At 44.9% G+C, this 26,283-nt stretch carries 13 protein-coding genes; 2 read left to right on the top strand and 11 right to left on the bottom strand.

Features of this window, described 5'->3' with window-relative positions:
- The first annotated feature begins 43 nt into the window (after nt 1-43).
- Both J2736_RS17050 and J2736_RS17045 read left to right on the top strand, forming a co-directional pair.
- Nucleotides 44-4,999 (top strand): polysaccharide lyase family 8 super-sandwich domain-containing protein, encoded by a 4,956-nt coding sequence (locus tag J2736_RS17050; protein WP_310499792.1) that lies wholly within the window; start codon nt 44-46, stop codon nt 4,997-4,999.
- 51 nt (nt 5,000-5,050) lie between these two features.
- On the top strand, nt 5,051-6,205 hold the full coding sequence (locus tag J2736_RS17045) for a glycoside hydrolase family 88 protein (RefSeq protein WP_310499791.1): 1,155 nt from the start codon (nt 5,051-5,053) through the stop codon (nt 6,203-6,205).
- Between the two features lie 100 nt (nt 6,206-6,305).
- Here J2736_RS17045 and J2736_RS17040 read toward each other — a convergent pair whose 3' ends face one another.
- The 11 genes from J2736_RS17040 to J2736_RS16990 all read right to left on the bottom strand — a co-directional run bounded on the left by J2736_RS17040 (nt 6,306) and on the right by J2736_RS16990 (nt 26,259).
- Entirely contained in the window at nt 6,306-7,991 is a 1,686-nt protein-coding gene (locus tag J2736_RS17040) for a ribulokinase (protein ID WP_310499790.1), read from the bottom strand.
- 19 nt (nt 7,992-8,010) lie between these two features.
- Nucleotides 8,011-9,600, bottom strand: coding sequence for an extracellular solute-binding protein (locus J2736_RS17035; RefSeq protein WP_310499789.1), 1,590 nt, complete (start codon nt 9,598-9,600; stop codon nt 8,011-8,013).
- A gap of 158 nt (nt 9,601-9,758) precedes the next feature.
- Complete coding sequence (locus J2736_RS17030) at nt 9,759-12,086, bottom strand: helix-turn-helix domain-containing protein (RefSeq protein WP_310499862.1); 2,328 nt, start codon at nt 12,084-12,086, stop codon at nt 9,759-9,761.
- A 245-nt stretch (nt 12,087-12,331) separates the two neighbouring features.
- Complete coding sequence (locus J2736_RS17025) at nt 12,332-15,478, bottom strand: alpha-mannosidase (RefSeq protein ID WP_310499788.1); 3,147 nt, start codon at nt 15,476-15,478, stop codon at nt 12,332-12,334.
- 84 nt (nt 15,479-15,562) lie between these two features.
- Nucleotides 15,563-16,495 carry a dihydrodipicolinate synthase family protein gene (locus tag J2736_RS17020; protein ID WP_310499787.1) on the bottom strand — a complete coding sequence of 311 codons (933 nt, stop codon included), beginning with the start codon at nt 16,493-16,495 and terminating at the stop codon, nt 15,563-15,565.
- 16 nt (nt 16,496-16,511) lie between these two features.
- A complete protein-coding gene (locus J2736_RS17015) occupies nt 16,512-19,013 on the bottom strand; it encodes an alpha-mannosidase (RefSeq protein WP_310499786.1) in 2,502 nt (833 codons plus the stop codon).
- Between the two features lie 33 nt (nt 19,014-19,046).
- The gene (locus tag J2736_RS17010; RefSeq protein WP_310499785.1) at nt 19,047-19,922 is read right to left on the bottom strand and encodes a carbohydrate ABC transporter permease; all 876 of its coding nucleotides are present in this window, start codon (nt 19,920-19,922) and stop codon (nt 19,047-19,049) included.
- A 15-nt stretch (nt 19,923-19,937) separates the two neighbouring features.
- On the bottom strand, nt 19,938-20,849 hold the full coding sequence (locus J2736_RS17005; protein ID WP_310499784.1) for an ABC transporter permease: 912 nt from the start codon (nt 20,847-20,849) through the stop codon (nt 19,938-19,940).
- Between the two features lie 81 nt (nt 20,850-20,930).
- Nucleotides 20,931-22,550 (bottom strand): extracellular solute-binding protein, encoded by a 1,620-nt coding sequence (locus tag J2736_RS17000; RefSeq protein WP_310499783.1) that lies wholly within the window; start codon nt 22,548-22,550, stop codon nt 20,931-20,933.
- A 235-nt stretch (nt 22,551-22,785) separates the two neighbouring features.
- Nucleotides 22,786-23,283, bottom strand: a complete 498-nt coding sequence (locus J2736_RS16995) for a NanQ anomerase/TabA/YiaL family protein (RefSeq protein ID WP_310499782.1) — start codon at nt 23,281-23,283, stop codon at nt 22,786-22,788.
- An 81-nt stretch (nt 23,284-23,364) separates the two neighbouring features.
- Nucleotides 23,365-26,259, bottom strand: coding sequence for an exo-alpha-sialidase (locus J2736_RS16990; RefSeq protein ID WP_310499781.1), 2,895 nt, complete (start codon nt 26,257-26,259; stop codon nt 23,365-23,367).
- Between the last annotated feature and the right edge of the window lie 24 nt (nt 26,260-26,283).

Genomic DNA, 26,283 nt, shown 5'->3' with positions numbered 1-26,283 from the left:
TCGGAGATTCAACATTTTCAAACTCTATGATGGTGGAGGTATTATGATGAAAAAGTGTATTGCAACCATAATGGCAGGCTTGTTATTAATGTCATCCTTGCCGATAAGTGTTCTTGGTGCAACGACGATCGCGATTTCAGACACCTTTGACTACCCATCCAAAACGGAAGCTGCCGCCGCCTGGGGGCGTGCAAATGGAACAACAATTGAAACGGAAAGCTCCACGACGAATAAGGTTGCCAGAATCGCCAGTACAGCAGGAGATTTTCAGATTCGATCAGGGTTTCCCCTCTACACGCCACTCAATGCTTCAACAGGAAAAGTCATCTTGAGTGCGGATGTAAAAATGGGATCCCCCTTTACGGGAAAAGCTTTGGGTTTTAAAGTTGGAAGCTCGACCTGGTACCAGCCCCTTGAGCTGTTCTCAACAGGTGTCATTAAAAGTTTCGATGCCGATGCTTTTAATTCGGTTGCTTCATCGGTATACGTTCTCAATAACCAGTGGCATAACATCAAGGTTGCCTTAGATCTGAACAACCGGAGTACATTCGGCGCAAGAGCATTTCTTGATGGAAAGGCAATATCTTCAAAGATCCCTCTTATCGATGGAACCTTGCAAGGTGTGCAATTTATTAACTCTGCTGGTCCCTCCTTTGATATCGATAATTTCAAATTAATCCGGTACACACCAGAAACCTCTATTGACGCAAGCTTTAAGCTCAATGGTAATAGTGTCACAAGCGGCGCGTCTGATATTCCCGTCACAGGAACTACGCTCGATGTCGCTTTTAGTGATCTGCATATGAATGAAAGCACTTTCAATTCTAGCCATATTACGATCTCTCCAGCCTCGCCTGGTGCAGTAACTTCCATTGGTACGGATGGTGCCTACCAAATCAGCTTTGCGACTCTCCAGCCTGCAACAACGTACACCGTATCTGTCAGTAACGGGGTGGAGAATGTATTTGGGCAAAAAGTGACGCCAAAAAGCTTTTCCTTTTCAACGGTGGATCCTCCCATTTTATCCAGTTATATGCTGAATGGCGCAGCATCAACAGGTGGGGATACCGGGTTGCCCCCTATTGGTACTTATGTTGATATTGCCTTCAGTGGTTGGGATGTAACGGAAAGCACGATAAACAATAGTACGGTCACCGTATCTCCCGCATCTCCAGGGAACGTATCTTACACAGTGACAGATAATCACCTTCGACTTGATTTTACGGAACTCAATTCGGCTACAACGTATACCGTTTCGGTTACCGATGGCGTGAAGAGTAGCTATGGGAAAGGCGCAACGCCAAGCAGCTTTTCTTTTACAACATCCGATTCTACCATTACTGCAAGCTACAAGATTAATGGCACCGCTGCAGCGGCAGTTGGCAATATCGGCGTGCCGACTACCGGAACTTACGTAGACATCGTGTTCTCTGAAGCGAACATGAATCCAAGTACTTTTAATTCAGGTACGGTGATGATTTCACCTACAGTGCCCGGCACAGCGACTTACAGCTGTTCAGGAAACACCTGCAGACTGAGCCTATCTTCTCTTGAGCCGGCAACAACCTATACGCTGTCACTGACAAACGGCGTGAAGAATCTGCTCGGGTACAAAGCAGTCCCAAGCACGCTAAAATTCACAACCGCTGGCGTCGGAAATCCTGGAGGTCAGGCGGTCGCTGCCGTCTATTTAAATGAGGGATTCACCAGCTATGCAAGCGGCGCGCCTACAGGATGGCAGGCCACTGGCGGTTCTCAAATGTCTCCCTCCACCGTTGACACCGCTCATGGGATCAGCTTTAGAACGGAACCCACTACCGATACCAAGGACGTCAACATTCTGAAATCTTTTAAATCGCCGCTAAACGGCAATGTGGTCATGGAAGTCAGCGTATATCCTGACGATACAATCAGTGAACGCGTTCTCTATGCGGTCAAGGATGCAGCTGGCAAAGAGAATATATTCCTTTTGCTTGATAAAGACGGCAAAGTGAAAACGATGCCTGATAAGGTTCAAGTGGCTACCTATGAAGCGAAGAAATGGACCACTTTTCACATCGTTGCCAAGCTTGATTCGAAGAAATTTGACCTCTATATGAATGGTGTAAGGATTCTTACCGATTATGCATTCCCAGAGCCAGCTATTGATAATGTCTTCTCAGTCGCTTTCAAGTCCTGGAATCGCGGAATCTCCTTCTATGATGATATCAAAATGTATGAGAGCTCAGCGCCGCTTACGGCTGAACAGTTTGCCACCTTGCTTTCCAGGCAGAACGAAAGATTAACAGATGAGCAAATCATGCATAACAAAATCAAGCATGCCGTCGTCATGGTTCCTAGATCGGAAAATGCCTATGTCGATGATGTAAAGACCGTGATTTCCACGAATTCCTTACTAACGCCTATAAGCAAAGACGGAAAAATTTACGTCCCTGCTCAGTTCCTTATGGAGAAGCTTCATGTGAGCGGAAGTTTTATCGCCACAGCAGGCAGCAAGAGCTATTCATATAACGGGAACAGCGGAAGCTTCTCTGTCGAAGCGATCGCCGGTGATGGTGCTGTTTTGGTGCCGGCAGCGGAGTTTGCACAAGTCATCGGTAAACAATTATTTATCAGCAGTCAAGATTTAATCATCTTCAGCTCCACTGTGAATATTTTTGACCCTGTGAAGGACGCCTACATCTTAAAGGATCTTTATACACTTGTTACCTACAATGCGATTGATGTAAGCCAGCTGACACCGGCAGTCTATGAACAGCTTCGTGATAAATGGAAATATCGTCTCATCGGTGACGGTACCCATGATATGAACGATCCAGATATTCTTGCCATGGTCGTGGCAGCGAATGACTCTGCACAAAGCGTATGGGACTCACTCATCAAAGGTGGCAGTGAACGCAGCTATCTGTGGAACGACGACACCAAAAGAACGGATTTATCCAAATTTGTCACACAAAATTACGACAGAGTTAAAAAAATGGCGATTGCTTATAATCTTGTTGGCAGTGGGCTGTATATGAACCAAGCACTGAAAGCTGATATCATTGCTGCGCTTGAATGGCTGAATGACAATCGCTACAGAAAAGATAAGCCGCCTTATGATAACTGGTGGGAATGGGAAATCGGTACGCCTGGGACGTTAAATGACATCCTTGTCCTCATGTATGATGATTTAACAGCGGCGCAAATCAAAGAAAATACGGATGCGATCGACTATTACATTCCTAGAGTGCCTGATGGCGATGCAGGGGCAAATCTGGTTTGGCGCGCGATGGCTATTGCTGTCCGTGCAATTATTGCCCAGGATGTGGATAAGGTTATTGCGGGAAGAGACGCCCTGATGGCTGTTTTTGATTACACAACAGAAGGGGACGGTTTCTATGAGGACGGATCCTTTATCCAGCATCAAAAACATTCCTACACCATGGGCTATGGAAAGTCCATGCTGCTTGATTTATCCAGTGCGATGTACTTCTTTGAAAATACCCTCTTTGCAATTTCATCGCCGAGCAAGAATAACGTCTATGACTGGATTCGCGATGGCTTTGAACCTTTAATGTATCAAGGCGTTGGAATGTGGATGGCAAGCGGCCGTGAACTCGCAAGAGAGCCCTACGACGACCATTATATTGGAAACAGGGTCATTCGAGGTGTTGTCACGACATCCATGTTTGCGCCTAACAGCTTAAAGCCGTGGCTTCAATCTATGGCTAAAGGCTGGATCCTGGGAGACACGGATCGTAACTTTTTTGCCTCCGCCCCTTTCTATCTCGTTACGGAAGCTAAGAAAATCGTGAATGATGCCAGCATCCCGGCGAAAGCTCCGTTGGAGCTGTACAAACAATATGCGGCCATGGATGAAGCTGTGATGAGAAGAGATGGCTACGCCTTTGCTGTGACGATGTCGTCTTCCAGAATTGGCAATTTCGAATCTTTCAGCGGTGAAAACGTCAGGAACTGGTATCAGAATGAAGGTATGACCTACCTCTACAACGATTTGAAGCAATATTCCAACGATTATTGGCCTACCATTAACCCTTACAGGCTGCCGGGGATCACGGTGGATAACAGACCTAAGGCGGATGGCGAAGGCTCCGGTAAAACGACAGGTCAGGATTTTGTCGGCGGAGTGGAGATCGGTGGGTTATATGGTGCTTCCGCTATGCAATTAGATGCCTATAATTCCAATCTGAAAGCTAAGAAATCGTGGTTTGTCTTCGATGATGAAATCGTAAGCCTAGGAGCGGATATCACCAGCAGTGACAACTATACCGTTGAAACCATTGTTGAAAACCGTCAATTAAACGCAAGCGGAGCTAATAAGCTCATCGTTAACGGTGTTGAGAAATCGTCGGCAATCCCTTATTCCGAAAGTACTGCAAATACGGTGTGGGCAAACTTGGAGGGCAATGCCCCAGGAACAAACATCGGTTACTATTTCCCTCAAGCGGGTACCGTTCAGTTTCTTCGGGAGACCAGAACAGGTGCATGGTCCGACATTAATAAAAACACAAGCTATGGCAGCACGACGCCAAAAACGAAGAACTACATGAATATATGGTTTAATCATGGCACGCAGCCTACGAACAGCAGCTATTCCTATGTTCTTCTGCCGAACAAGACTGCCGCTCAGACAGCACAATATGCTGCAGATCCGGATATCCAGATTCTGAGGAATGATGCGAATGTTCAAGCCGTTCATGAGGACAACACCAATACGACAGCGTATATCTTCTGGCAGCCTGGCCAAGAGGGCATCATTCACAGTTACAATTCTGCGGCTGTAGGTTTAAAGATGGACAATAACAAGCTTGTCTTTTCGGCATCCGATCCCACGCAAAAACAGCAAAAGATTGTAATTGAGATTAACCAGCCTTCACTTCAACTTGTATCCAAAGATGACTCTATGACGGTTACAGCAACAGCTTCCGGGGTTCGAGTAGAGATCGATACCGTAGGTTCTATCGGCAAGACGTATGAAGCTGCATTTTCCTTTTAATACAGGCAATCGTCTCGAACATTTTAAATAGATTTGGAGGACAGAATGATCATGAGCGTCACAGTGCGTATGCCAGATAAAAAAGTGATTACAGCAGAAATTGAAGCTATTATTCGAAAAATTGATACCAATATGCTTAAATTTCAAAACAAGTTTCCTCATAAATCAGCCACTGGAAATTACTCAGATTCTCTCAATTTGGATGGAAACTGGACCGGGTCTTTTTGGACGGGGATGGTACTGCTCGCCTATGTGTATACAGAGGATAAGAAATACTTGGATTATCTATTCAATTATATGCCTGTATTCCGTCAAAGACTGGAAACCGGCTACAAAGACCATGATTTGGGCTTTTTGTATCAGTTGTACGCTACTGCCTTGTATAAAATCACAGGAAACGAAGAGGCGAAAGAGCTAGCCGTGCAAGCTGGGGAAGAACTTTTGAAAAGATATAATTCCCTAGGAAAATTTATACGCGCATGGGGAAGACTCGAGGAAGAAGATCGTAAAGGAAAGCTCATCATGGATTGCATGATGAATCTCCCGCTACTCTACTGTGCTTCGGAAATGTCAGGGCAGATCAAATATTTCCTGGCCGCAGAAGGTCACGCGGATACCACCTGTCACTATTGTATACGCGAAGATAATTCAACGTACCATACCTATGATTTCAATCCCTACACCGGCGAACCTGTCGGGGGCTTCAATGAAGGAGGGTATGCCGACGAATCCGCTTGGTCAAGAGGCCAGGCCTGGGGAATCTACGGCTTTGTCCTTTCCTATGAACATACCGGCCTAGACAAGTACCTAACAGCGGCAGAAAACCTTGCGGACTATTACCTGAACAACCTGCCGCAAGATGTCATCCCTTACTGGGATTTCAAGCTTCCCGACTTTACGGATGCCCTGAAGGATGCTTCAGCCGCTTCGATCGCTGCTTCCGGAATGCTGGACATCGCAGCCTTGGAGCCTGACGCTGAAAAATCGCAATTCTATGAAGCATCTGCCTACAAAATTCTAGAATCCTTGAGAACCAACTATTCAAAAGCTATGGATTGGACGGTGGAGGGCATTTTGCCAAATTGTTTTGTGCGGGATTCCACATTAGGTGAGATGCATAGCTATACCATATGGGGAGACTATTATTATCTAGAACTGCTTATGAAAGCAGTAGGTATTAACCCTAAATTGTGGACTTTAAAGTAATAGAGGCAAAGTCAGTGTAACTTGCACTTCTTGTTTTTCAAAAATCTGTAATAACCTATCGAATGTTCATTCGATAGGTTATTTTTGAGAGCAGCTACAACTATGGCGATGCGAGTTCTTCTTGCTTTAGTTGAATTCGCTTCAATGCCTTCATCACATCAAAACCACCTCGTCCGAACAGTTCATGTAGACGATTATATTCCATGTATAATTCATCATATACATAGCTATGTTCAAGATTCGGCTTGTAGCTTTCTTGACGAACACGAGTCATACGAGAAGCTGCTTCCACAATACTCTCATAGCCGCCACGTTCCGCACCTGCAGCAACAGCACCAAATATAGCTGCACCAAGTGCTGTAGTTTGCGTTGAATCAGCCACCTTGATCTCACGGCCAGTTACATCTGCAAAGATTTGCATGAGCAATCGATTGCGCTCAGGCAGACCACCGCATGCAATCAGTTCGTTCACCTTTACTCCAGCTTGCTCAAAGGTCTCAATGATTTTGCGTGTTCCAAATGCAGCCGCTTCCAACAGGCATCGGTAGATGTCTTGCGGCTTTGTCTGCAAGGTCATCCCAACCAGCAGTCCACTCAAATCCGCGTCGACGAGTACCGAACGGTTGCCATTCCACCAATCCAAGGCAAGCAAACCTGTCTGTCCGGGTTTCAACTCCCTTGCCAGTTTCTCCAAATACGCATGTACACTAATGCCTTCTCTCGCAGCTTCTACCTTCACATAGTCGGGTACGCCCTGCTCAACAAACCAACCGAACAGATCACCGACTGCTGGTTGTCCCGCTTCATAGCCAAACAACCCAGGAACAATCCCATCCTCGACGACGCCGCAAATGCCTTCGGCATGAATTTCTTTATCGCTCAGCAGCATGTGACATAAAGAGGTGCCCATCGCCATCACCATTTGGCCTGCGTGCACAGCCCCTGAACCCGCTGCGCCAGCATGTGCGTCAATGATCCCCACCGCTACCGCAGTGCCAGGTTCAAGTCCTAGCAAGGCTGCCCATTCCGCAGTCAGCTCGCCTGCTTTGGAGCCAAGCGTACAAATCTCACCCTGCAATTTCGTTTCGACAAAATTTTCAAGTCTAGGATCCAAAGCTTGAAAGAAGTCCTTAGACGGATAGCCCTCTGTCTTATGCCACAAAGCTTTATAACCCGCGCAGCAACTGCTTCGAATAGAACTCGAGGTTAGCTGTAAAACAACCCAATCTGCCGCTTCCATGATGCGATCCGCTCTATCATAAATCACTGGCGCTTCATTCAAAATTTGCCACGCTTTGGCTACCATCCATTCGGATGAGGTTTTTCCGCCATAACGGCTTAAGAAGGAAGCTTCCAAGCGCTCCGCTGTTTCATTAATCCGATTGGCTTCTTCCTGCGCCGCGTGATGCTTCCACAGCTTGACATAAGCGTGAGGCTCATTCCGGAACTCCTCTTGGAAGCATAATGGCTCTCCCTTTTCATCAACAGGAAGTACTGTACACGCAGTAAAATCAATCCCGATTCCGATCACTTGCTTCGGATCAATACCTGAGCTTTGCAGTACAGCCGGCACCGAATGTCTTAGTACAGCCAAATAGTCGTCAGGCTGCTGAAGCGCCCAATCGGGTTCCAACACGATATCAGAGTTCGGCAGACGCTCGTCGATCACACCGTGAGGGTACCGCGTTACATGCGCCGCTATTTCTTCCCCATTTTCAATATCCACAAGAAGTACTCGTCCGGATTCCGTTCCGTAATCGATACCAATCGCGTACTTTTTCGTCATCGCCAACACACCATCCTAGTTATTTACTCACTCTTGCCAATGCATTGTTGTAAATTTTTTCAATTTCAGATGCGCCTTTTTCTTGGCATTGCTTGATAAAACTATCCCAATCATTTAAGGATTCGTCATGGATAATGAACTTGTCCATATTCATCGTGACAAACGTATCCAACTGCGTGCGGAGCTGCTTCAGCTTCTCTCGTTCTTCTTTATTAAAAGGAGGATCATTCACTTCTCTGAAATTAATGCCGTCAGCCAGATCCTTGATCGCTTTCTCAGACCACTTGATGAGATCAGGGGAGGAAGAAGGCACAAGCGGATGATCATCCGAATGCAAGGCTAAACCGAGGTAACCCGTTCCAAGCGCAGATTGCATCGCTCGGAATGGATCCTGCTTATCCTTGAACTTGGCTTGCGTTTGTTCAGAAATCTTATATTCCCCGCCAACAAGCGTGTAATCAACATTTTCTACACCAAAGCTCGTCAGATTCGTCCCCTCGTCGCCATACATCCAGTCGATCAGCTGGATCACTTCTTCCGGATTTTTCACCTTGGCATTGACCGCATACATTTCACCCAGATGATCAAGTTGGTAAACGTAATTACGTCTGCCCCCTGTATAACTTGCCATAGCTGGCAATAATTCGAACTTGGCACTAGGGTTTTGAGACTGGAGTGTCTTGTTGAAATTACCACCAAAGCCGTTGTTGTCTTGGTAGAAGAACGATTTGCCGGTGCTTAATTTCTCCTGCCACGCTTGCGAGGTAGCAACGGAATAATCCGGATCTAGCAGTTTTTCCTTGTACAGCTTATGCAGAAAAGTAATGGCTTCCTTGAACTCGGGTGAATATGGCCCAAACTTATACTTCTTGGAAGTCGGTTCGAAATAAATTTTAGTCCCCGCGATATTGGTATATCCGCTGCCAAAACCGAAAGCAATCGGATTAATCAAATTCTCCGTGCCTGTTTTTCCATTCGCTGCGCGGCTAGTAAAAGGATAAGAATCAGGATAAGCCTGTTTCAGTTTTTTGAGCACTTCATAGAGTTCCTCATACGTTGTCGGCGTCTTTATATTATGTTTGGCCAACAAATCCGTACGAATCATCGGAAGCAGACCGGACTGTAAACTCCATTTGGTTAACAGCGGAAAGCCGTACAACTTATCATCGACTTTGGTCTTATTGATCTCAGGCTTCTGGCTGATCAGCTTACGAAAATTAGGCATCCGATCCAAGTAAGGCGTGAGATCGAGGAAAACACCTGAATCCGCGTAATTCAATAAATCATTCTGATTGACCATAATTACATCAGGCAAAGCCTTCGTCGCAATAAGTGTCTTCTTCTTGTCCTCATAGTTACTTTGCGGCACACTTTGTAAGTCTAGCTTGACATTTTTTCGTTTTGCGATTTCTTCTAAAATGACTGAGTTTACATGTAACGCTTGAGAAGAGTGCTCATATCTCATCCATGAGAGCGTTCTCTTGTTAGCTGAATCTGTCGTACGCTTAGACAAGGATAGATCGTCCGTGTTGTTGCAACCTGCCATTAGACTTCCGACTACTACCAGTGAACAGCAAGCGGAAAGCATTTTTCTTATGTGAATAGCCACGTTGTCCCCCCTCAAAATCTTGAATTTGCACTGGTAGTGCTAGTTTACGTGCTTATCTACGTGCAAGGAAAGAACCAAAACAGCAGGAAATGAACCGTATTTCCACATCCATCACGATGATTCATTATTCCCTTATGGTTCAAGAAACCACATAACGCCTACTTTTCTTTAACTCCGTGAGCACTGCGATATTCATTGGGCGAAATCCCCTCATATTTTTTGAATAAGCGAAGGAAGGTTGTTCGGCTGAATATGCCGATTTTATCCGCGATATCACTGATTTTCATATCTGTGTTCACTAGCAATTCTCGCGCTTTGGCAATCCGAACCAAACTGATATAGTCCGAGATATTCGTCCCCGTCGACTCTTTAAACATGCGGGAGACATACTTCGCGGATAGTCCGATTTCACCCGCGATCACTTCAAGATATAAATCTTGCTCATAATGCTTCTCAATATAATCAGTAATAAATGAAACTAATGTACCCGATTTGCTTTCAGGCTTAGAAAATGTCTTGGCAATGATTTTATCGTAAAAATCAATGATCTGTTTCAATCTGCGATCCAGCTCGCTTGGCAATAGTTCCGGCTGGCTCAAGCTTGCATGTTCATGGTCATCAAGAAAATCGTAGACACTCTGTTTCTTATCCGTTATATAGCGATTACCCGTTTTAAAAAATTCCACAAGCAAAGCCCCGAGATAGTGAAAAGACACACCTCTTGATTTGTTCAAAGCAATGATGCCTTCCAACTCAGCCTTAACACCCTCGATGTCGCCTGATTTCAAGCCGTTGACGATTTTATTTTCATCTAGGAAGGAGTAATAATAATTTTGTTCGATCTCAAAGTGATTCGCATCCAGAATGTCCATCTTGGAGGCGTCGGTCCGCTTATCAATTGCAGTAATCGCATCGCTATAAGATTTGGAATACTCTTCGATTTTTTCATACGTTTTACCTAAACCAATAATGAGCTCGCAATAAATCATGTCATATGCGAAAGTCGTTTTGACCATATCAAGTCCTTGTTCGAGTTGCTCACGATCTTCCTCACTCTTTAAATTGACCATACACACATATAAGTTAGGCTCGTATTCGGTTAAATAACAGTTCACGTATTTTTTCATAATGCCCAGAAGCAAACGCTTCATCTTTTCCAAAATTAATAACCGATCCGCTTCCACAATCTCATGGTAAAATCGATCCTTAAAATCAATGATAAAGCAGCAGCATAAATAACTGCCGTCTTGGAAATCAATTTCTTTTAAGATCGTGTTCACGGAATACGGATGCGGTCCTCGATATCCTTTTAGCAAATTGGTGAAAAACTGTTCGAGAATTTCTTCCGAAAACGTACTAATTTTAATATTGTCATCCATATGCCGTTGGATCAGTTGATTGACGCTGTTTCCAATCATTTGAAGCTCGCCGCTGCGGCGAGTTTCCTGTTGCCATTCATCCACGTTATCGTTTTTTTGCAAAATATCTCGAATATTTTTAATTGGATTATATAAGCGGAAACTAAAAATGAAAGAGAAAGCCACGCCAATGACAAGTAAGCTGATACAAATCCATATGATCAAAGTTAAAATGCTGGAAGACTCCTGATTAAAGGCATGTACAGGAGTAATGGATATATACTTCCAACCGTAATCGGAAGTGGTCTGAACGAGCCAGCTTTGCTCATCACCGTTCTTAAACGCACGATTGCTTTGTTTTTCTGGTGAAGCTAAAGCGATAATATCATTTTCTGCCCTCTCATCTAACCCGCTGCTATGCAAAATGACGTTATTATTTTTATCTAACACCATATATTGGGTAGCCGCGAAAATAGAGTTGTTCTGCAAGGTGGTCTGGATCGTAGGAATCGAGATGGTGGTTACCATCGTTGCCAAATGTCCACTCAAATACTGTGTTGTTACACTTGGTATTACTTCGCGATACGTATTCATATCTGCATTGACCACTCGGGTAGGTTTCAGTAATTCGAATAAGCTGCTTTGGTGTAAGCGTTCTCGCCAAAAATCTTTATTGAAGTCCTCAAATTTATAAAACTTGTCAAAAAACACATCAAAATCAGCGATACCATCACTGAGATAAATACGTTGATCATCTACAAAAATAAAAATACTATCGACAAAATGGCTGATCGGATTTCGATTCCCTGCAATCGCTCTCAAAATGGATGGCAATTTGACTTTCTCTTCATCCGATAGTAGGGGATACGGCCGCAATGATTGCTGGATCGTCTCGCTGAGCAGCAAACTATTGTTGGTGGACTGAGCCATGCTTAAATAAATATCAATGGTTTTGGAAGAGGCACTCAAGTTATCTGTCAGTTTCTCAGAAGTATCCTTCTTTATGATCTGATCTGCGTTAAAATAGGCGATGATACCAATAATGACAATTGGAATTAGCAAAGAGACGAAATAAAGCAGAATCTTAAAAAAAAGTCTATTTTTAGTCCATGATTGCTTCAGATGCATCCAATTCAAAACAAATTCCCCCAATGATTTCATATATAAAAACTGTGCCGCCTATAAGAGATGGATAGGGCCAAGGCTGCGCCAAGTTAGCATCTGCAAATTAACTATATATCATATTTTCACCAAAGACTAAATAAGTCCTGTTTAGAAGGTTATGCAATTTCTGGGACATAGTAGAAAACGCAGAGACCAACGTGCATAGTCACTGCGTTTGTATGGGATGAATTTTACTAATTATGGTTGAATTAGGCCAAGAAAATACGGAACGTTTTCAATTCATATGGGTTGAAACATGCGGTAAATGCTATGTCACTATGTGAAATAGCTTGTTCTTCACGTTCCATGAGGTTAACTTCCTCCACCTTGGCAATGTTGAAACCTGATCTGAAGTTTACGGTTCCACGCTTGTTTCCGAATTCGTAACACCGAACAATCCATGCGTCAGAATCCTCCGCCTTTTTGATTGTATCCACGATTACGTTTTCACCATCACATTCAAAGAAACTCATTGAAGCCGGCATTGCATGTTCCGAATCCGCGTTGCACTCAGGCAGTTTCACAACAGAAGTTGGGATGTTCAACTTGTGTGCTTCGAGTGAAGTTCCAGCTGTATACCAGTCACCGTCATGCGGCAGGAGGGAGTACGTAAATGTATGTTCGCCAAGATCAGCCGTCGGGTCGGGATTGATCGCTGATTTAAGTAATGTCAAGCGCAACACGTTGTCCCGCACATCATGACCGTATTTGCAATCATTCAAGAGGCTCACACCAAACCCTCTTTCTGATAAGTCAATCCATCGATGCGCGCACGTTTCAAAACTGGCCAAATCCCAGCTAGTATTCCAGTGCGTCGGACGTTCCACGTTTCCGAATTGGATCTCATACGTTGCTTTAGTAGCCCGTACATCAACAGGAAATGCTACTTTCAACAATTGCTGCCGCTCCTGCCAATCAACCCATGTTTTGAAATCAATGCGAGGATTGTCCGGATAAAGTACCATGTCTTGTACCAGTTGGGACTGCTCATACCTCCATGCAAACCGGATGACGGTGCGGAGATTGCCCTGCTCTATAATTTCGACCGAAGTCAAATCCGTAATGTTTCGCACCTTTTCGTAATAGAAAATGTCAATATCCCAAGCATCGTTGGCAAGCGGTTTATCCTCATGAACGTCGAATCGATTACCGAGCTCGCCAGGCAGGAGCACGTCCCTAAACACCCGTTTATCGAACAACCGAGTCAGTTGTCCCTGTAGGTTCCACTCGATTTCATAGAAAGGTGTTGAAGCTGAACAGCTCGTAGCACGAATCAAATTCTCAACCACACCTACATCCTCCGTGTTGTTCTTACAGTGAATCGTAGTATACCCGAAAGCCGGAATACGGTCGACCTCAATCAGCAAAATGTTCCCAAGGTTGGGATCGACAGTCTTCTGCGTCCGAAGTTCGCGACCTTCTGCATCATACCAAACTTTTCCTTCGAACTGCGTCTCCCATGTCAGAGCCATATGATCCTTACGCTCCCACGGCAACGTGTTCATGACGACCCAGCTTGGAGAAGTCCCACCGCTGATACGTCCGGCAAGTGCTTGCAAGCTTCCCGTTTTCGCCTCCAAAGCCAGCGATTCGGCCTCCGCATACTCGACCCGGCAGTCCTCATACACTTCTGCAATCGATGAGCCTGGCAAAATATCATGAAACTGGTTGCGCAGCACAATCTTCCAACTATCATAGATTTGTGTACTTGGATAATGAGAGAAGCCCGCCAGAGAACCTAAGAAAGTGGAAATTATCTCCGTGTCATGCAACAAATTTTCCATTCGTCGGTTCATCTTTTTGTTGTATGCTTGAGACGTATAAGTGCCGCGATGAAGCTCCAAGTACAGCTCCCCGTCCCACTTGTGCACATAGCGATCCGTACTGGCAACAGTTTCTTCTAGTTGCTTGAAATACTCGTCTGCACGGCCAATCGTTACCTTAGGCAAGCCCGGCATATGTTCTAATCTTCGTCTTACTTCCAGCATCGATCGGGTAGGCCCGCCTCCGCCGTCTCCATAACCAAAGGCGAGCAGCATATTACTGTTCAGCTCTTTATCCTGGTAGTTTTCCCAGACACTGGTTACTGTTTCCGGCGTAACTAGCCCATTATAGGTATAGAACGTGGTGCCAGGCTCAGCATCCGGCGCTGTCGTCGTGATATAATGCGTCAAAATTTTGCTGCCATCAATCCCTTGCCAGTAGAATGTATCATGCGGGAATCGATTGTACACATTCCAACTAATCTTCGTCGTCATGAAATAACGTAGGCCAGCCTTACGCAAAATTTGCGGAAGGGCCCAACTGTAGCCGAACACGTCGGGAAGCCATAAATATTCACATTTTGCCCCAAACTGTTGTTCGAAATAGCGCATTCCATACAAAAGTTGACGAACTAACGACTCGCCTGACGGAACGTTGCAATCCGATTCCAACCACATCGCCCCGCCTGCTTCCCAGCGGCCTTCTTTAATCCGTTCGGAAATTTGGCTGTAAAGCTCGGGATAGTCCGACTCCAGATAATTGTAAAGCTGCGGCTGTGTCTGCAAGAACGTATATTCTGGAAACTGTTCCATAAAGCGCAGGACCGTGGAGAAGGATCGTGCTGACTTCTCTCTGGTGTGCTTTAGACGCCAGAGCCAAGCAACGTCGATATGGGTATGCCCAATACAGTTCACTGTGACTTCGCTATGTTTAGGAATCAGAGCTAGCTCTTCCTTTAGCTTAGCATTCGCTTCTTTCACACTGACATAAAATTTCCCATCTCCGGGAACACGCCAATCAATAAGGTGAAAGGCTCTGTCTAGCGCACTTAACAGGCTTTTTTGTTCCCAGCTGTTCTCATTAAGCAATTGAATTGTTTGCAAAACCGTGCTCGCCGTGTAATACAGGTCATCCGTATCTTCCTCAAGAAGAGCAAGCTTAGACACCTGGATACGATGCTCCAGCTCACTCTTATCACCGGTCATGCCGTTTAAACCAGTCCACACTTTAAAGAGCAGCTCAACCTTTTGTCCTATCAGCTTCTCTGGAAAAAACACTTCAGGATGGTTGCCGCCAACTCCTTGATACGGCTCTCCATTCAGATAAATGAGCGATTCGAACCCTGAATTGTGCCCAGCCCCCGTTTTGCCGAAATCGAATAGCCCTAGCGACTTCTTCCCTTTCCACTCCTCTGGAATCGTTACCTCTGTTTTTAACCAAGCGGTCATATCCCATCCACTCCAACGTTCGCCAAGAAGGATGGTACGCCACTCCGCATTCGTAGGCGGCATAGCCGCTACGTTCGCTTCTTCGTCCACCCAAAATTGATAGCTGGAGATCAGTCTTTGATCGATATATCGATATTGTTCCAATTCAAAAATTCGTTTTTCCAATTTCTTATCAGCTAAATGGAAGTTTTTAGGGAGCATGGATTTACCTCATTCCTCTATTCGTTCTTATTCAGCAGTAACTGAAAATTGTTGAGATAATTCCTTTGAAAGACGGTAAAGTTGATCAACTTCCACTTTATTCGTGGCTGTAAACTCGTCGTGATTTCTTGCTCGCGAGGTGTAATTTGAACTAATGCCTTCCTTCATCTGATAGTATTTAGCATTTATCGGATACAGTTGACGTTCAATAAATGAAGCCACACTCAGCAAATTCATCAAGCGATCCGCTTCTTCCGGCTGCTTTTCCCAATTCTTCATGAGCCACACGTACAGGTCTGGATGGAAATTAGCCATAACCCCGCTGTAACCGTCAATACCAAGCTTCAACGTCTCTAGAAGAGTAGCTGAATTCGCGTTGAAAAGCTTGAGTGGAGACCCCTTAATGACTTCAAGTCGTTCCTTGATTGTCGCTGTATCGCAGCAGGTATCCTTCAAGAAGAAAAATCTGCCGGAATCCGCACACCATTTCAAAGTAGCTGGTGTTAATAGACGTTTATACGGATATGGGCATTCATAGATACCAAGCGCAACGTGAGCTGGCAGCAGATCCAGAAGCTTCTGGGCGTTAGCAATCCACACATCGTCAGATTCATTCTCATTGGCCAGGCGGTTCGAGATCAGGATAACTGCCTCGGCTTCTGTCTCTGACATCGCCGTCAACTCTTTCGCTTGGTCTTCAATGGCGTCTGCCGTGTGTCCTGAAGCAATCACGGGAACTCTTCCCGCAGCTTTCTCGACAACAAAAGTTGCCAGCTTCACGCGCTCTTCTAAACTTAGGAAGAACATTTCACTGGATTGACAAACGGCAAATAGTCCGTCTACCTTGTTTTGAATAAACCATTCGACCAAACGCCCCATCGCCTCATAGTCGATTTCTCCGGACTCGTTATATAAAGTAATCATCGTTGGCCAAACGCCGTTAGGATTATTAATTTTCATAGGATATCTCTCACTCTCATTTGTTTTTAGTCAATTCCACAAAATTCACTTCTTGGATAGGATCATGCTCACCATTTGGGATAAAAAACGTCTTAATCTCACATTTGCCAAACGTGGTTTGCCAGCTGCGATTCAACGTTGGAATGGACAGTTGCGTCACCGCTTCTCTTCCATAGGTCTCTTGACACCGTAGAATCCATCCGTTCCCCTCTTCCGCAGGTTTAAATGCGACAGCAATCACATTGTCCGAAGAGATCGTGATGCCCTCCGATACTTGCTGCAGCGCACCTTCGTGGTACGTTTCCCAAATTTGCATAAGCGGCGCATGCAGTTCGTAAGCTTTGCGTACGACCCCGCTATCCTGCCAAGAGCCAGCATGAGGGGAGAGAACATAGTTGAACTCTTGTACGCCCTGATCCATAAACTCCACTTGATCATCGCGTTCACCAAAATGATCCGCATAAATCGGACTGCGTACGACAGTTATTCTTAATTCGTTGCCGAGCACATCATAAGCATATTTGGTGTCGTTGATCAGAGAGAGACCGAACGTTGACAGTTCATTGCCTTCAGTGGTACTAGACTCTTGCCCCGATACATTTACCCATATTTGGCCGGGCACCTCGTGTCCATTCGTCTGACGCTCAATGAAACCGTAAGGAATTTCAAATATCGCGCGAGGCTTTGTGACATTGACAGGAAAGGCAAGCTTCAGCATTTTGTGCTGTTCTCTCCAGTCCAGCTTCACCTTCACATGCACATCCGCACTATCATGCAACAAGCTGATATCTTGACGAAGAACAGAGTTTCCATAATGGCTAATGACCCTAATCGTCGCCCGTAGCGGTCCCTCTTCAATCACTTTCAATTCCGCTTTATTAAATCGGCCAATTTCATCCCGATACTGCGCTAGACCATGTCCCCAGGTATCACTGTGGGTCTCATCCAGAACGATCGGCACCGCTCCGTCTCCAGCGAATACTTCCCGGAATCCATTACGCTTGTCTATGATTCGCTTGATGTATCCGGTATCCGCATGAAGCTCGACGTAAAGCTGATTATTCTCCAGCATACAGCCCGAAGTATGTGCAGCGCCTTCTGGTGCCTTCGTTTCGAACGTTTGATCACGGTAGGCCCAGAATACTTGATAGCCAAATGCCGGGATTCGACCGGATATTAACGTATCCCATTTATCAGCGATATTCGTTTGGGGCGCCCTAACCGTCTGCAGCGGCAGCGGGTTACCCGCTGCGTCAGTTACGCCAGCAAGTTTCTTATTGATGGCAATTGGGGCTTCAACCTCCCAAGATAACGGGTTAAAGACGACTAGCGGCGTGCCGAGATTGCCTTGCTCCCATAGCTGCCAGTCCTTTTCTTTATTTAATGATTTGACGCCTGGCTTCATCGTGTTGATCGACCAGGACATCTTCTGCAACGCAGCGTTGATGGATTTGGCGCCAATGCTTAACGATTCGCCATAAAATTCTTGTACATCGCTATAGGCTTCCTTGATGCTGCAGCCGCCCATAATATCGTGAAAATGGTTGAACATGACATTTTCCCAAGCCCGATTGAGCGCTTCCAATGGATAAGGCAAACCAAGCATGATATTCGCCAGAGTAGCAAACTTCTCTGCTGTCAGCATCCGATGCTCAACGCGGCGGTTAGCCGCCTTGGATTCCGAATGCGTGGAATAGCATCCAACTGCATGCATCTGCATTTCATCCTTCACGACAGGAATATCCGGCCCGATCTGCATCATTTCTTTGAAGTAATGGTTAGGCGAGCTCAACCGAATACCGTCCATATCAGGACGCTGCTGAATTTCATGGATGAGATGAATGTTCTCTATCGTAGGTCCACCGCCGTGATTGCCGACACCGTAGAAGGACATGATGGCATGTCCGTCGGATATGGCCGTATTCCTGTGGTTTACGATTTTATCCTCCATGCCGTTCTTTGCCCAATTGCCATAGCTGTTAGAAAGTCTGAAAGTCATCACGCGGCTGCCGTCTTCCGACTCCCACCAGAACAAGTCATGTGGCAACGCCTTTTCATGCGCTTCAGGGCGCATGAATACGTAGGAGTCCATCCCGCTTTGCTTTAAGATCTGCGGCATCATGCCGTGGTGACCGAACGAGTCGACGTTATAGCCGACATTTGCCATAACACCAAACTTTTGCAAAAAGTAACGTTGTCCATATAAACTATGCCTTGCAAATGACTCGCCCGACGGTAAGTTGCAGTCTGGCTGAATCCACCAGCCTCCTGTAATGACCCAGCGCCCCTCTGCAACCCGCTCTTTGATTTCGGCAAACATTTCAGGCGCATTTTCTTCGATCCACTTGTAGTAAGCGGCACAAGCACATGTGAAGACAAAATCAGGGAACTCGTTCAATCGATCCAAAGCAGAACGGAATGTCGCTTTGATCTCTGCGTATCCCTCCTGCCAACGCCATAGCCATACTGGATCCAGATGGGCATTACCAATTAAGTGCAGCTTCGTTTCGACTGTCATGTTATCCCCTTCGTTCGTCATGATGTTTAACGATTAACCTTTTACAGAGCCAAGCATGGCGCCCTGCACAAAATACTTTTGCACAAACGGATAAATAATAAGGACAGGCAAGATCGCAACGAATACGCAGGCATACTTGATGTTTTCTGTCATAACGGACAAGCCCGCCTCTGCCGAGCCAAGCGCAGCTGATTGTGAAGCCATGTCGCCGGCAATAACGATATTGCGTAGAATGATTTGCATCGGGTACAGCTGTTTCTCGTTTAAATAGATCAACGCTGGGAAGAAGCTATTCCAATGTGCGACTGCGTAAAACAGGAACATGGTAGCCATAACAGGCAGCGAGAGTGGAAGTACGATTTTATAAAAAATTCTAAACTCGCCGTATCCGTCAATAACAGCTGACTCATGCAGCGCTTCCGGAATATCTTCGAAAAAAGTTCGCATCAGAATCATATTGAAGACATTGATCGCGGTCGGAATTAAAATGGCCCAAACCGTATTCACCATGCCTAGGGAATGTACCACCATATAACGCGGGATCAACCCGCCATCGAAGAACATGGTAAACACGACAAACAGCGCAAGAAAAGAGCGTCCATACATATGTTTACGTGAAAGCGGATAGGCACAAAGCGCCGTCATCAGCAAATTTACAATTACTCCTGCACCCGTGTAGAAAATGGTGTTGAAATATGAACGCACAATGGATGCGTCATTTAAAATAACCTGATAGGCTTTAAAGTCGATTTCGACCGGACGCCAAAATACTTCACCGCTGCTGGCTGCCGACCCTGAGCTAATTGAAATGATGCCCATATAATAAAGTGGATATAGGGTAACAAAGATCAATAGCAACATGAAAATAATATTAATCGAATCGAAAAGACTGATTTTCTTGCTTCGCATCTTGATGCCCTCCCACTAAAATAATCTTGATCCATTAATTCTTTTTGCAATTTCATTGGCGGAAACGACCAAAATAAATGAAATTACGGATTGGAAAATACCAACAGCCGAAGCGAAGCTAAAGTCGCTGTCAATCAAGCCTCGACGATACACATAAGTTTGAATCACATCTGCGGTTTCATAGGTAGGTCCGCTGTACATGAGTAGAACTTTCTCAAAACCTACGGAAAGCATTTTGCCTAATGTTAAAAGAAGCATAATGGTCACGACCGTCGAAATACCCGGCAATGTGATGTGAAGCAGTTTGCGCCAACGATTAGCACCGTCTACAGTCGCAGCTTCATAAAGCTGTGGATCAATGGCTGTGAGCGCCGCCAAATAAATAATCGCGTTCCAACCGAGATCTTGCCAAACGCCGGAACCGATAAAAATAGTTCGGAACCATTGCGGCATCGACATAAAGGTTTGCGGTTCCCCGCCAAAAAACTTAATGATTTCATTAAATAAACCATCGATGGATAAAAAGTTAACCAACATACCAACAACGACAACGGTGGATAAAAAGTGAGGAATATACGTAACGCTTTGCACAATTCGTTTGAAATACTTTTGCGCTAGCTCATTTAGTAACAAGGCAAAGATGAGTGAAGAAGGAAAATTAAAAATGAGTGAATACAGGTTAATAAGTAACGTGTTGCGAACGACGCTCCAGAAATATGGATCCGTCAAAAATTGACGAAAATACTTCGTTCCCGCCCATGGGCTTCCAAAAAATCCTTTCACGATCGAGTAATCTTCAAAAGCCATCAAATTCCCGACCATCGGTGCATAGTGAAAAATGAGAAAATAAACAAATGGTAATAAAAAGATCAGATACAAAGGCATGCTTTTACGAATTCTCTTTTTTACTTCCACAGCTGGTAACATATTTCTCCACTCCTTTCTACATATAAAGAGGGCAGGCTGCCCAGGTATCCGTGGTAACCTGCCCATTCACTGATATTTTTCTTACTTCACACGTGCTAAGGCATCGTTGAAAATTTTCACGATATCGTCTGCACCTTTGGATTTCAATTGTTTCACGAAATTATCCCAATCGTTCAGTGCACCTTCTGTCGTGATGAACTTATCCATGTTTTGTGCCAGGTAAGCGTCAAGTTGTGTACGAAGTTGTTTTAGTTTCTCACGCTCATCTTTTGTAAACGGAGGATCGTTCACGAAAGCAACGTTTTCACCTGCAGCTAGATTTTTAGCCGATTTTGCACTCCACTCTGTTACTTCAGGACGGTTCCAAGGAAGCAAGACATGATCGTCGTTGCTAATACCAAGACCAAGGTAACCAGCGCCATATTCGGATTGGTAAGCGTATACAGGGCTTGGTTGTTTGTCTTTGTACTTATTCACAATCGCGTCAGTCAACTTGTAATCGCCATTATCGCCAGTGAAGTCTTCGCCTTTAATACCGAAGTTAGTAATCTCGATACCTTCTTGGCCGTAGAACCAATCCATGAATTGTACAACTTGCTCAGGATTTTTTACTTTCGCATTAATCACATAGGATTCAGACAAGTGGCCAAGTGCATAAATCAGATTGCGCTTCGTACCGCTTGGGGATGACATCGTATCCAGCATGTCAAACTTCGCATTTGGATCCTTCTTTTGAAGATTTTGTGTAAACGTAGTGCCGAAACCGTTATTGTCTTGGAAGTAGAAAGCTTTACCAGAGTTCAGCTTTTCTTGCCAGATTTGGGATGTTGCAGTTGCATAATCCGGATCAAGCAGTTTTTCTTTGTAGAGTTTACGCAAGTAAGTGACAGCATCTTTAAATTCCGGCATGGATGGGCCGAACTTGTACGTTTTATCTTTTGGCTCGTAGTATACTTTTGTTCCATTAAATGTGGTGTATCCGCTTCCAAATCCAAAAGCAATCGGATTGATTAAGTTCTCTGTTCCTGTTAGACCGTTTGCAGCACGAGCTGTGAATGGATAGGAATCCGGATTGGCTTCCTTCATTTTCTTAAATACTTGATACAATTCATCATATGTTTTCGGCTTTTGCAAACCTGTTTTCTCCAATACGTCCATACGCATCATTGGAAGCTGGCCGCCGATTTGCTGCCAGTTCGCAACAAGCGGGAATCCGTAAAGCTTATTGTCAATTTTGTTTTTGTTGATCTCAGGCTGGGCAGCGATGACTTTTTTCAGATTCGGCATTTTATCCAAATAAGGTGTCAAATCAAGGAATGTGCCTGCATCTGCAAAGTTTTGAATATCATCTTGTTTAACCAGCATGACGTCTGGCAGCGTATTCGTTGCAATCAACGTTTTCTTCTTATCATCATAGTTACTTTGCGGAACGCTTTGGAGTTCCAATTTCACATTCTTACGCTTCTGAATTTCTTGTACGGCTTTCGAGTTGGCCACGATTGCTTGGGAAGGATGCTCATATCTCATCCACGTTAGTGTTAGCGGCGCCGCTGGTGCCGTTGTGCCCGCAGCTGCTGTCGTTGATTTAGGATCCGTCGTACTAGTAGAAGATGTCGATTCACTATTTCCGCATGCGCTTAATACGGTTGATGCCAAGAGAAGTGATCCGCTTACTGCCATAATCCCCTTTTTAACTTTCATTGAACAAATCCTCCTATGTGTTTGGCTTGCTTTACATTTCGAATCATAGCACACCGTTTTTGCTCTCTAAAATAGCCAAATCGGCGTTTAAAGTACCGTTTCTCCGCTTTTTAGCGCATGATTCATTTCTCCTCTATGATGCAAAAATCCATCCCATCACGGATTCAAAAAGGAAAGAAGCTAAACGGGGATTAACCGCTTAGCTTCTTGGTCAGTGGAGAAATGAAACAGGGGGTCAAATGGTGCTGCTCGTTATTCCGTGCCAATATTTCTTATGAATTTTGACCACGATTTTCTTGATCTCAGAGCTTTCTCCTGCAAGGCAGCATGGGCGATGAACATCGGTTGGGAAGAAAACCGCAAACATGCCAGCTTGCAAATGAAGCACCGATTCTTCTTTAACGCTATCATCGTAAAACACGATATCATGTGAATCCAATTTGTCCTCTACAATCTGATGTTGCGGCGACAAACGAGAAACACCGATTTTTTCTTCGCCCGATACTAGAAATTGAATATCAGCGTAAAGTTGATGAGACTCCGGCTTGAAAGAGGATGGATCCTGCGTATTCGTCTCTTGTACGTTGGCAAACATCCATTCACCATCCAGCTCGTACCTCCCGTTTACCGCTTCGCACAGATTGCTGCTTATAACCCAATCGATTCCTTTTTGAATGCAAGCAGGATATAAATGCCTTTCTTCTGCATAATAGCGAATATCTCCTAGAATCATGTGAATACCTCCTAATGGAAAATAAATGGAAACCCCCACCTGCCCAGTAAAAGTCTTACAGGCGGTGAGGGCGCTTACTGCTTACTTCATTTTGTTCAAAATACGGTGCACAATGATGGCAACTTCAGCTCGCGTTGCTTTTCCGTTTGGATTAAGCTCGTCGCCGCTGCCTTCAATAATTCCCGCTTTCACAAGCGTCGCAACACCTTCCAGAGCATAATCGGAAATGTCAGAAATATCATTGAATTTTTTCAAATCTTCCCCTGTGCCTGTTACTGGCAATTTCCCTTGTGCTTTCAATGCTCTGTAAACAAGCACCATCAAATCTTGTCTGCTGATCTCTTCAGTCGGATTGAATTTGTTATAACCAGAACCTTCAATGATGCCTAATGCTTTGGCTACACCTAGTGACTGCGCGTAGTAAGCATTTTGGTCAACGTCATCGAAGTTGGAATCAACTTTCGCATCCAGTTTTAGAGCACGAACGACCATTGTCATAATATCGGCTCTGGAGATATTTTTCTCAGGTGAGAACGTATGCTCAGAAGTTCCTTGAATGACGCCAATTTCAGCGAGTTCGTTGATCGCTTCTTGGGCCCATGAGTAACCGTTAGCAACATCTGTGAATACTGGCGTTTCCACTGGAGTTGTAGGTTTATCTTCAGGTTTAGGATTTGTTTCTGTGCCAGTGCCTGATCCAGTTCCAGTTCCAGTTCCAGTTCCAGTTCCAGTTCCAGTTCCAGTTCCAGTTCCAGACCCCGACCCAGTTCCAGATCCTGTGCCACTTCCACTACCGCTATCTGATGCGCTAACGTTCACTGTCGCTGACGCCACAAAGCTTCCGTCCAGTGTTGTTGCTGTAATCGTTGCTTGTCCTGCACTTACGCCGGTCACTACACCGTTATTTACTCGCGCAATGTTCTCGTTGCTTGAAGTCCAGGTTACTTTCTTATTGGTTGCTTCACTTGGAGCTACTGTAGCAGTTAGTGTACTAGATTGTCCTTCTGTTAGGCTCAAGCTTGTTGTGCTCAGACTAACTCCTGTTGCAGCAACTGCAGCATAGAGATAGACACGGAATGCAGGGTCAGTCGCTGGAAGCATATCCGCTGTTACGCCTGACGGAAGATTGTTAACATCAATCGTGCCCTTGATCTTTTTATCAAGTAACGTATTCTTCGTGCCGATATTCGTTTTAATCGACGCAACATCCCAGTTAATCGGCAACTCTACGGAAGGCAGAATCGCATTGTTTGCCCCCGACTTGTACGACAGGTAAGCTTTAACTGTGGATGGGAACAGTGCTTTGAGTTCTGCATCCGACGAATTACTATTTATCGACGCAGGAACAGCAATTTCACGATCAATGCTTTCGTATTCTCTGATGATATTTACAACATCACCTTGCTTAATCCAGTCCTCCGTAATTCTTGCGAAGGCAATATTTTTAAAACTGGACAAGTTTGGATTATTGACGTCACTATCAAGCGAAGAGTAGAACCGGCTGTAACTGATCAGGATATCCCCGTTATCTGCTTGCGTAATCGCAGGATAATGGTAACTTCCCATACTGCTTCTTGTATCCAGGGCAAGATGTCTTCTAAATTTCCACGTTTTACCTTCATCGTCGGAAAGGGCGACAGCCAACGTGTTTCGACTGGATTCTGTATCGACGTGAACAAATGCCCAATTTCCGTTCTTAAGCTGCAAAAGGTCATGCCCTACACCTGGATCCTGCAATTCAGGTACGTCCTTAACCGTGGACCAAGTCAATCCCTTATCTTTCGATTCGGAAGCGACCACACGATAAGGTCTTGGACCGTTATCTCGCATATAAGCAACAAGTGTACCGTCACTCTTTTGTGCCATCGTCGCCTGAATATTGGCTACCCCGACAATAGGCTCGCTCATTTCCCAACGAACCGAGTTGTCCGCAAGCTGTTTGGAAGGATCGTATTCCGTGAATGCCATGATGCTTAATTCTACAGAGTCTGAATACAATGGCAGAATCAAACGAACTTTACCGTTGCCCAGAGCTACCTCATATGGCTTATCTTTGGTCTGCCAGCCGAAACGACGTGCATACGGGTAACCTGAACGATCTTGATAAATGACGTCAGCAACAGTCGGAGCGTACAAATATTTCGTTGGGTCGCCGCCAATAAGCTGCATCGTCTGTGCGTATAGCCCATCAAATTCAGGTTCATTCGCCTTACGGCTCATACCAGCTCCGCCTTCTGCAACTGGTTTAAATAAATACGTTTTTTGCTCAGCAAGCTTGTCTTTTACCGTTTTCACGAAACTTTTCGCCAACTCCGGACGCCCTACAATAGGGGCAGAAGCCCAAGATGGTCTATTTTGCGGTAAAACACCAGATCTTTCATCAAAAGAAATACTAATATTATCATCCGGACTATCTGGGTTAACTACACCGCCAATATTTTTACCAATTTTAATCCCAACATTATCGGAAAATGTCCAGTTCGGCTTGGCATTTCCAACTTTGTCAAACTCGTAGCTGCCTTTTTCGGCGTAAGCATACATAGGTTGGGAAGATTCCCATTTACCAGCCAATACAGGATACCAGAAGAACCAAAGTCGGTCGCCGGAATCTATGTAGACGACAGGATTAATATCAGCAATATCTTGTGCATCGGTCACGACAAATGGTGTTTTCCATGTTCTTCCGCCATCAGCAGAGCGCGCTCCCATAATGCGTGTCGTCGTCGCATCTCGTTCGCCATTTCCTTGAAACCATACACATAACAACTCTCCGCTTGGCAATTCTACAATACTAGAACCATGTATATGATCTCCTGCGGCCCCATTATCCTTGATTGGATTGAAAATACTTACAGCTTTATCCGAATAGTTAAATGTTCCCGTAGGAGCAGCAGCCAAGGCAGCTGGCACAATACTTGTAACTGAGATCGCTGCACAAACTGTAAGTGTAGTTAGTAATTTGAATTTTCTTTTCATCTACATGACTCCCTTCAATAGCTA

The sequence above is a fragment of the Paenibacillus qinlingensis genome (assembly GCF_031455095.1).
Taxonomy (GTDB): Bacteria; Bacillota; Bacilli; order Paenibacillales; family NBRC-103111; genus Paenibacillus_E; species Paenibacillus_E qinlingensis_A.
Note: the sequence above shows the minus strand (reverse complement) of the source record. Positions and strands in the feature narration are given on the sequence as shown.

Excerpts from the sequence above, each read along its gene's own strand:
- J2736_RS17050 (WP_310499792.1), top strand. The coding sequence starts at position 44 with ATGATGAAAAAGTGTATTGCAACCATAATGGCAGGCTTGTTATTAATG.
- J2736_RS17045 (WP_310499791.1), top strand. The coding sequence starts at position 5,051 with ATGAGCGTCACAGTGCGTATGCCAGATAAAAAAGTGATTACAGCAGAA.
- J2736_RS17040 (WP_310499790.1), bottom strand. The coding sequence starts at position 7,991 with ATGACGAAAAAGTACGCGATTGGTATCGATTACGGAACGGAATCCGGA.
- J2736_RS17030 (WP_310499862.1), bottom strand. The coding sequence starts at position 12,086 with ATGCATCTGAAGCAATCATGGACTAAAAATAGACTTTTTTTTAAGATT.
- J2736_RS17020 (WP_310499787.1), bottom strand. The coding sequence starts at position 16,495 with ATGAAAATTAATAATCCTAACGGCGTTTGGCCAACGATGATTACTTTA.
- J2736_RS17015 (WP_310499786.1), bottom strand. The coding sequence starts at position 19,013 with ATGACAGTCGAAACGAAGCTGCACTTAATTGGTAATGCCCATCTGGAT.
- J2736_RS17010 (WP_310499785.1), bottom strand. The coding sequence starts at position 19,922 with ATGCGAAGCAAGAAAATCAGTCTTTTCGATTCGATTAATATTATTTTC.
- J2736_RS17005 (WP_310499784.1), bottom strand. The coding sequence starts at position 20,849 with ATGTTACCAGCTGTGGAAGTAAAAAAGAGAATTCGTAAAAGCATGCCT.
- J2736_RS17000 (WP_310499783.1), bottom strand. The coding sequence starts at position 22,550 with ATGAAAGTTAAAAAGGGGATTATGGCAGTAAGCGGATCACTTCTCTTG.
- J2736_RS16995 (WP_310499782.1), bottom strand. The coding sequence starts at position 23,283 with ATGATTCTAGGAGATATTCGCTATTATGCAGAAGAAAGGCATTTATAT.
- J2736_RS16990 (WP_310499781.1), bottom strand. The coding sequence starts at position 26,259 with ATGAAAAGAAAATTCAAATTACTAACTACACTTACAGTTTGTGCAGCG.